The following is a 6,655-nucleotide window of genomic DNA, read 5'->3' on the forward strand; positions in this document are numbered from 1 at the left end:
TTCGTCGTAAATAAAGGAAAAATCCAGCGCGGCCTCGATCTGGCGGACCAGGTGGTCCGCGGGCACTAACTGATCCAACTGAATGGTCGCTTCCCGGTAACGAGCTTCTTCCGAACTCCGCCTCATCATGCGCCATAACCCCTTTCCAGGCTATTTCTTTTTATCATAGCACAAAAAAACTGCCGACAAACTCTAAAATTAGAGTCATTGTCGACAGTCTGAAGCACAGGGCTTCCTGTGCTTTTTTATGTGATAAGCCCTGCTGATTAATTTAAATTATTTGATAGCGTTTTCTTGAAAATAAGCATGAAAACATAGTAAAATGAAAACAATTGAAAACAAGCCAAATCAAGAATAAAGACGTTTTGTGCTTAATATGGTATGATTGGAAAATCTGTGATTGTGAAGAACAGAACAACCTTGAATACATCCTGCTGACAGGAAGTTATGAAAAGTTTTCATAAATGAATTGCAGAGGCGATAACCATTATTATATGATAGCATCATCTGTTAAGAAGTGGATGAAAGGGACTTGAAGGAGGATTACTAGTGAATACAACAATTTATGATGTAGCAAGAGAGGCTGGCGTTTCAATGGCGACCGTCTCGCGTGTAGTGAACGGCAATCCAAACGTGAAGCCAGCTACAAGAAAAAAGGTGCTGGATGCCATTGAAGGGCTCGGTTACCGTCCAAACGCTGTAGCACGTGGTCTTGCAAGCAAAAAAACGACCACTGTCGGTGTAATTATTCCGGATATATCAAGCATTTTCTTTGCCGAACTGGCCCGGGGGATTGAAGACATTGCGATGATGTATAAATACAATATCATCCTGAGCAACTCCGACCAGAATAAAGACCGCGAAATTAATCTGATTAATACGCTGCTTGAAAAACAGGTGGATGGGATTGTATTTATGGGCGGCGAAATTACTGAGGAGCACGTGGAACAGTTCAAGCACTCCCCGGTGCCGATCGTTCTGGCTGCGACAGTTGATGAAAATAATGAAGTACCTTCAGTAAACATTGATTATGCAGATGCTGCTTTTGACGCTGTAGAAGAACTGATCGAAGGCGGCCACCAGAGGATCGGTATGGTTTCCGGCTCTCTTGAGGATCCGGTAAATGGATATAAAAAATTCAGCGGATATAAGGAAGCTCTGAATAAAAACAATATTACTTTTGAGGAGGAATTAGTAACAGTAGGAGATTATTCATATGATTCGGGACTACGGGCTGCCCAGTCCCTGATGAAGCTTGAAAACCCTCCAACTGCGATTTTTGCTTCTACAGACGAAATGGCTCTCGGTGTTATTCACGGGCTTCAGGATGATGGCTTCAGCGTACCGGATCAGGTAAATGTCATCGGCTTTGACAATACACGTCTTGCGACAATGGTAAGGCCGACATTAACGACCGTAGTACAGCCGATGTATGATATCGGGGCAGTTTCCATGCGGCTTTTGACGAAGTTTATGAACAAAGAGGAAGTGGATGAAAGCACTGTAGTCCTTCCACACCGTCTGGAGTACAGACAATCAACGACTATCCCCGAAAAATAAGGGAAGCAGCCTGGCTGCTTCCCTTACTTTTCTTATAATCACGGCCTTTTTTCATTTCTAATATGAAAAAGGGCTTTTTCTAATGAACGTATATTTTTTTCTTCAATTTCCGGTCGTCTTGGGATCGGAGCATACATTTGCTCCGGATCCTGCCATTTGGTTGGAAGCTCAATAGGCGCATTTGTTCCCCAGCGGCTCCGCCATTCTTCTGGACAGTTTTGTTCGTATAATTGGGTCTGCTCACTCATTTCAAGCCACACGGCCGCCCAGGCTCTTGGTACGACTCTCCACATGTCGTAGCCCCCGCCGCCTACTGCAATCCATCTGCCACCGCAGTATTCATGGGCTACTTGATGAGCGATAGCAGGAATGGCCTTGTATGATTCAATGCTTAAGGAGAGATGAGTGAGTGGGTCGAAATAGTGCGCGTCTGCTCCGTTAAGTGTAAAAATGACGTCCGGTTTGAAAAACTCGGCTGCTTCCCGCAATGCTGTTTCATAGCAATGAAGAAAAGAGTCATCCTCTGTAAAGGCGTCCACTGGTATATTAATGGAAGTGCCGTAGCCCTGTCCTGCGCCTTTCTCACCAACGCTGCCGGTACCTGGGAACAGGTATCTTCCTGTTTCATGAATCGACAGTGTGCAGACATCTGGTTCCTCGTAAAAAGAAAACTGGACTCCATCTCCGTGGTGGGCATCGGTATCAACATATAAAACGCGTGCACCGAAGTGTTTACGTGCGTATTCAATGGCAATGGAGCTGTCATTATATACACAAAAGCCCGAAGCCTTTCCCTGAAAGCCATGATGCAGGCCTCCGCCAAGGTGGAAAGCATGAGTTGCTTTACCTGAGAGAACCGTTTCAACAGCCTGAAGAGTACCACCGACAAGCGTGGCAGAAGCTTCATGCATATGGTCAAAAATAGGTGTATCTTCTGTTCCGAGGCCATAGTTATTTGCAACGCCAATACTAAGCTCGCCTTTTCCGGCGGCTTTAACCGCCTCCACATAATGTTGGTCGTGTACAAGCATTATTTCTTCGTCCGTTGCCATCCGTGACGGAATAAGCTGATTGTCATTGATTGCTCCTATTTCCAATAGCAGATCAAAGGTAATTTGCTGACGAAGGGGGCTGAAAGGATGATCGTCATTAAATTTGTACTGCGGCATATCCGGAGAATAAACGAGAGCGTGATTCATTGTCATGATCCTGGCTCCGGCATTCTCGGCCATTGTACGGTGTACCCTTTTTCTTCAATAGCAGCAATCAGTCTTCGGGGATCCATTGTCTGCACCCGGAAGCTGAGCACCTGCTTATCAATTTCATTGTGTGGAAAGAGCAGTACACTGATAACGTTTGTCCCTTTTTCTTTAAAAATCAATGATAATTCTGCCAGCTGTCCGGATAAATTAGGAACAACAACATCTATCTGGGAGGACGGCTGATTGGCTCCTGTCATTTTTACTAACGTATGCAGAACGTTGGTTTCAGTCAGTATGCCGACCAGTTTATCATCTGAGGAAACGACAGGTAGAGCGCTGATGTCGTTCTCATATAAGACTACTGCGGCATCAGCCATCAGATCATAGGACATGATGGTGACGACAGGAGAAGTCATAATTGTGGAAACGGGCTGTTCCAATTCTTTTTTATCATCGCCGGGCTGAAAAATGGAAGGGCTGGCATCGCGGATATCCCTGTCCGCTACAATACCAACGACATAACGGTTTTCGTCAATCACAGGTATATGCCGGATGCGGTGTTTTTCCAAAAGCTCCAAAGCTGTGCGTATAAGCGTGGTTCGTTCAATTGTTATGACGTCTTTAACCATAATTTCTTCCACGAACAAGTAAACATTCCTCCTCTGTGCAGGCGGTTAAAACATAAATTTATTAGTAAAACGAACGTTATCAAATTGTTGAATATCGGTATCTGATACACGTGAGCCAATTCTTACCATTAAACAATTTGCGGGGTGAGAGCAAATTTCAGGATCATCTGTGGCCATCCATTCGAGCCCGCCGGCATTCATCATTTTTTCCATAAGCTTTCTATATTCCCATACGGTTAAGCCGCTCGATTTGAGATCCCAGTGCCAGTAGTATTCTGTGGTAATGATAATATAGTCTTCCATGGCATCATCGAGCACAGAAAACTCTAACAGACGTTTGCCAATTTTAGCTCCTCTGTACTCTTTGGCTATTTCGATGGCCCCAAGCTCCAGGAGACTGTCCAGCCGGGCTTCCGACCAGCGCTCTAAAGGATCCGGATAGACAAATGTGACATAGCCGACAATCGTTTTGCCATCAGCGACAATATTAATACGCCCTTCAGGAAGATCAGCAATGCCAATCAATGCCTTTTTTTGTTCTTCATGGGAACGAAACGCTGTAAGGCCTGGATGAAAGTCGTAATCGTGAAGTGTTTTACCGGAAACAGGGCCTTCCATGAGCAAAGTGTGGTTGTTCCATGCGATTTCCCTGGAATAATAGGTCTTTTTGTGAATCATGTACACCATCCTTCATCCACCTATGGTACTGCTTACATTATTATCATATCAGAAAATTACTTCAGATTGGTGGAAGAAATGAGAATATTAAGAAATGAAAGAATTGAACAATGTATGAACTTATATTATAATGAATTTGTGCAAATTAAGATCGATAGAAGGGAATGTTTCAAATGAAAGTGCAAACGCTTCCACCAATTGACGGAAATTACAACCTACAAGACTACGAAGAAGCAAAACAAAACTTCGACTGGTCGGAAATCGAAAAACAATTCTCTTGGCACGAAACAGGAAAAGTAAACATGGCATACGAAGCAATTGATCGCCATGCTGAGAATCCTGATAAGCAAAACCAGGTAGCACTTCATTATTTAGATGGAAGCCGCAAAGAGGAGTATACATTTGCGGATATGAAAAAATACACAAACAAAGCAGCAAATGTAATGAAAGAAGCAGGTATTGAGAAAGGAGACCGCGTCTTCATTTTCATGTCCCGTTCTCCCGAACTTTACTTTGCTCTTCTAGGTGCAATTAAAGTGGGCGCTATCGTTGGCCCATTGTTTGAAGCCTTCATGGAAGGAGCTGTCCGGGACCGTCTTGAAGACAGCGAAGCAAAAGCACTCGTTACAACGCCTCAGTTAGTAGAACGGGTACCGTTTGATGATCTTCCAAATCTGGAAACGGTGTTCATCCACGGAGGCGTAGATGATGAAAAAGGCGGATTTTTGGATTTTGATGCAAGACTTCAGCAGGCGGGCAGCGATTTTGAACCGGAATGGGTAGACCGTGAAGACGGACTGATTCTGCATTATACTTCAGGGTCTACTGGAAAGCCTAAGGGCGTTTATCACGTACACAATGCCATGATACAGCACTATCAGACAGCGAAATGGGTGTTGGATTTGAAAGACGGGGATGTATACTGGTGTACAGCCGATCCTGGCTGGGTAACTGGCACATCCTACGGTATATTCGGTCCATGGCTTGCCGGCGTAACAAACGTGGTGCGCGGCGGCCGCTTCAGCGCACAGGACTGGTATGATACTCTGGATAGATACAATGTATCCGTATGGTACAGTGCACCAACTGCTTTCCGGATGCTCATGAGCGCCGGGGACGAGCTTGTGAAAGAATATGATCTTTCTTCGCTGCGACACATTTTGAGTGTCGGGGAGCCGTTAAATCCAGAAGTGGTACGCTGGGGTGAAAAAGCATTTAATCTCCGCATTCATGACACATGGTGGATGACAGAGACAGGTGCAATGATGATATGTAACTACCCGGCAATGACAATTAAAGCCGGGTCCATGGGGAAACCAATCCCAGGAGTCTACGGTGCAATTGTCGATGATCAGGGAAATGAGCTTCCGCCGAACCGAATGGGTAATCTGGCTATCAAGCCAACCTGGCCGGCAATGATGAGAGCTATTTGGAATAGAAAAGAAAAATTTGACAGCTATTTTGAATTGAACGGCTGGTACGTATCCGGTGACTCTGCTTATATGGACGAAGATGGCTACTTCTGGTTCCAGGGTCGTGTAGATGATGTCATCATGACTGCTGGTGAAAGAGTCGGACCATTTGAAGTAGAAAGCAAACTGGTTGAACACCCGGCTGTAGGTGAAGCTGGGGTTATTGGTAAGCCGGACCCGGTACGCGGGGAAATCATTAAAGCATTTGTAGCCCTGCGGGAAGGATATGAAGCTTCAGACGAGTTGAAGGAAGAAATTCAAAACTTCGTGAAAAAAGAACTTGCTGGTCACGTTGCGCCGAAAGAAATTGAATTCCGTAAATCACTTCCGAAAACAAGAAGTGGTAAGATTATGCGCCGTGTCTTGAAAGCATGGGAGCTTGATCTGCCTACTGGTGATCTTTCTACTATGGAAGACTAGAGTGTGAAAATGTAAGAAGCCTCCGTACTTATCATGTACGGAGGCTTCTTTATTTCTAATGACCCTTCAGGTATGATATACAGAAAGAATAGAAAGGGGGCGAGGCGGCCTTGGTTGCTTTAATTATCGGTATTATTATTTTACTGGAAAGTTTCTATTTAATATTTAAAGGAAGTAAAGAAAATCGACGTTTTCTGCGGACAGCAGGAATGGTTTCAGTGCCTATTGCAATATTACTGGTGTGGATTGGACTGGCCCAGATGGCTTAATTCTTAATTTCAATACATAATGGCTTTTTACTTCCCTACTCTTCTTGTTCGGAAGAACTGCTTTCATCTGTTTCATTTTCAGTATCACTTGAAGTCTCTGGCGAAGAATTTTCGCCAGGGGCTTCTTCATTTGTAGACGAGGCCTCAGACTCTCCGGTATCCTCAGCATCCCCGTCCTCGGAAGGAGCAGAAGAGGAGTCCTCAGCGGAATCCTCTTCGTCAGTGGAAGCGTCGGAGTCTTCAGTCTCGTCAGAGCCACCGTCCCCGGAAGGAGCAGAAGAGGAGTCCTCAGCGGAATCCTCTTCGTCAGTGGAAGCGCCGGAGTCTTCAGTCTCGTCAGAGCCACCGTCCCCGGAAGGAGCAGAAGAGGAGTCCTCAGCGGAATCCTCTTCGTCAGTGGAAGCGCCGGAGTCTTCAGTCTCGTC

The 6,655-nt window shown here is 45.2% G+C and carries 7 protein-coding genes; 3 read left to right on the plus strand and 4 right to left on the minus strand.

What is annotated here, in order from left to right:
* Positions 1-549: 549 nt before the first annotated feature.
* Positions 550-1,560, plus strand: a complete 1,011-nt coding sequence (ccpA, locus tag ACTRXG_RS16540; RefSeq protein ID WP_474286011.1) for a catabolite control protein A — start codon at positions 550-552, stop codon at positions 1,558-1,560.
* Positions 1,561-1,598: 38 nt separating this feature from the next.
* On the opposite strand, the gene ACTRXG_RS16545 is transcribed toward ccpA, so the two are convergent.
* Genes ACTRXG_RS16545 through ACTRXG_RS16555 form a run of 3 tightly spaced genes read right to left on the minus strand, consistent with a single transcriptional unit; the run spans position 1,599 to position 4,069 of the window.
* Positions 1,599-2,765 carry an acetoin utilization protein AcuC gene (locus ACTRXG_RS16545; protein ID WP_474262997.1) on the minus strand — a complete coding sequence of 389 codons (1,167 nt, stop codon included), beginning with the start codon at positions 2,763-2,765 and terminating at the stop codon, positions 1,599-1,601.
* Positions 2,762-3,403 carry an acetoin utilization AcuB family protein gene (locus tag ACTRXG_RS16550; RefSeq protein WP_474286013.1) on the minus strand — a complete coding sequence of 214 codons (642 nt, stop codon included), beginning with the start codon at positions 3,401-3,403 and terminating at the stop codon, positions 2,762-2,764. The genes ACTRXG_RS16545 and ACTRXG_RS16550 overlap by 4 nt, the downstream gene beginning before the upstream one ends.
* Before the next feature lie 33 nt (positions 3,404-3,436).
* Positions 3,437-4,069: a GNAT family N-acetyltransferase gene (locus ACTRXG_RS16555; protein WP_322526385.1), complete on the minus strand. Its 633-nt coding sequence runs from the start codon at positions 4,067-4,069 to the stop codon at positions 3,437-3,439.
* A 173-nt stretch (positions 4,070-4,242) separates the two neighbouring features.
* On the opposite strand from ACTRXG_RS16555, the gene acsA reads away from it, so the two are divergent.
* Positions 4,243-5,961 (plus strand): acetate--CoA ligase, encoded by a 1,719-nt coding sequence (gene acsA, locus ACTRXG_RS16560; protein WP_319631057.1) that lies wholly within the window; start codon positions 4,243-4,245, stop codon positions 5,959-5,961.
* 110 nt (positions 5,962-6,071) lie between these two features.
* Positions 6,072-6,230: a hypothetical protein gene (locus tag ACTRXG_RS16565; protein WP_176967740.1), complete on the plus strand. Its 159-nt coding sequence runs from the start codon at positions 6,072-6,074 to the stop codon at positions 6,228-6,230.
* Between the two features lie 35 nt (positions 6,231-6,265).
* On the opposite strand, the gene ACTRXG_RS16570 is transcribed toward ACTRXG_RS16565, so the two are convergent.
* The coding region (locus ACTRXG_RS16570; RefSeq protein WP_474286012.1) for a hypothetical protein at positions 6,266-6,655 on the minus strand (390 nt) is incomplete at its 5' end.

This window comes from Marinococcus sp. LNSP9103-4, from assembly GCF_056034345.1.

Excerpts from the sequence above, each read along its gene's own strand:
- ACTRXG_RS16545 (WP_474262997.1), bottom strand. The coding sequence starts at position 2,765 with ATGACAATGAATCACGCTCTCGTTTATTCTCCGGATATGCCGCAGTAC.
- ACTRXG_RS16555 (WP_322526385.1), bottom strand. The coding sequence starts at position 4,069 with ATGATTCACAAAAAGACCTATTATTCCAGGGAAATCGCATGGAACAAC.
- acsA (WP_319631057.1), top strand. The coding sequence starts at position 4,243 with ATGAAAGTGCAAACGCTTCCACCAATTGACGGAAATTACAACCTACAA.